Source organism: Actinophytocola sp. (genome assembly GCF_036402745.1).
In the GTDB taxonomy this organism is placed as follows: Bacteria; Actinomycetota; Actinomycetes; order Mycobacteriales; family Pseudonocardiaceae; genus Actinophytocola.
Map to the genome: position 1 here is coordinate 1 of NZ_DASWSJ010000199.1, position 1624 is coordinate 1624.

At 71.3% G+C, this 1624-nt stretch carries 1 protein-coding gene; it reads right to left on the bottom strand.

Annotated features, from left to right (window positions below):
* A partial coding sequence (locus tag VGD70_RS19005; protein WP_331083099.1) for a toprim domain-containing protein occupies positions 1-1624 on the bottom strand: 1624 nt, incomplete at both ends.

Here is a 1624-nt window from a genome sequence, read left to right on the forward strand (position 1 = left end):
CGAGATGGCCAGCTGCTCGAGATCCATCAATTGCTTGAAGGCCTTCATGTACTCGTCGGAGGACTCCACCGGGTTCATCCGCTGCAGCTTGCCCTTCACCCCCGCGATCTGGCGCACCGTGTAGATCTCCTGCATCCGCGCCATCAGCGCGTTCACGTAGAGGACGTCGTTCTCGCCGACCGAACGCATGGACTCGACCGCCAGCGCGGTCAGCTGGGCCCGCGCGGACTCCCGCGGACAGTGCTCAGCGACCCGGTCCAGCCACGCCGCGCCGGTGACCGTCACGGCGGCGGCACCACCGGCGGACGCCACGGCGGCCGCCACCGCTGCGTAGTCGGGATCGGTGTAGGCCCCGGGAGGGATGGCGTCGAACGACGGGCCGGCGATCTCGGGCACCTGCAGCGCCGCCTTCACCGACTCCCGCTCGACCTCCACCGCGGTCTGGTCCGGCGTCCGCTGCGCCGCTCGAGCGCGCGGCCGCGGCCGCTCGGCCCCGTTCCCGGCGAGTCGCCGCACGCGCTCGACGACCTCGGACTCGTCGGGCAGCCCCAGCATCCCGGCCAGCCGCCGGGCATAGGCCGGGCGCAGGGCGTGGTCCTTCACCTGGGCCAGCAGCGGGGCGGTCTTGTCCAGCGCTGCGACCCGGCCCTCCACGGTGTCCAGGTCGTAGCCGGCGAGCGTCGTCTTCAGCACGAACTCGATCAGCGGGGTCCGCCGGGCGACGAGATCGCGGACGGCGGCATCGCCGTGCTCCTGACGCAGCTCGCACGGGTCGTGCCCGTCGGGCTCGACCGCGACGAACGTCTGGCCCACGAAGCGCTGATCCTCGGCGAAGGTCTTCATCGCCGCGGCCTGCCCCGCCGCGTCGCCGTCGAAGGTGTAGACGACCTCGCCACGGAACTCGTCCTGATCCATCAGCAGCCGGCGGAGCACGCTGATGTGCTCACCACCGAACGCCGTTCCGCACGATGCGACTGCGGTGGTCACGCCGGCGAGGTGGCAGGCCATGACGTCGGTGTACCCCTCGACGACGACCGCCTGGTGACGCTTGGCGATGTCGCGCTTGGCGCGGTCGATCCCGTAGAGCACGGTGCTCTTCTTGTAGAGCGGGGTCTCGGGCGTGTTCAGGTACTTCGGCCCCGGATCGTCGTCCATGAGCTTGCGGGCGCCGAAGCCGATGACGTCGCCGGTGATGTCGCGGATCGGCCAGACCAGCCGCCGGTGGAACCGGTCGATCAACGTGCCGCGCGAGGACTCCTTGGCCAGACCGCCGGTCACCAGCTCGGCCTGGGTGAAGCCCAGCCCGCGCAGGTGCCGGGTCAGGCCGTCCCAGCCGCCGGGGGCGAAGCCACAGCCGAAGTCCAGCGCCACCTGCCGGTCGAAGCCGCGCTCGGCGAGGAACTGACGGGCCGGAGCGGCCTCCGGGGTACCGAGCTGTTCGGCGAAGAACGCCGCGGCAGCGGTGTTGGCCGCCACCAACCGCGCCCGCTGGCCGACGTGGGCGCGGTCGGGAGCACCGGTGGCCCGACCGCTGTCGTCCTCGTAGTGCAGCTCGATGTTGGCCCGGCCGGCGAGCAGCTCGACCGCCTCGGAAAAGGACAGATGGTCGATCTGCTGGATGAAG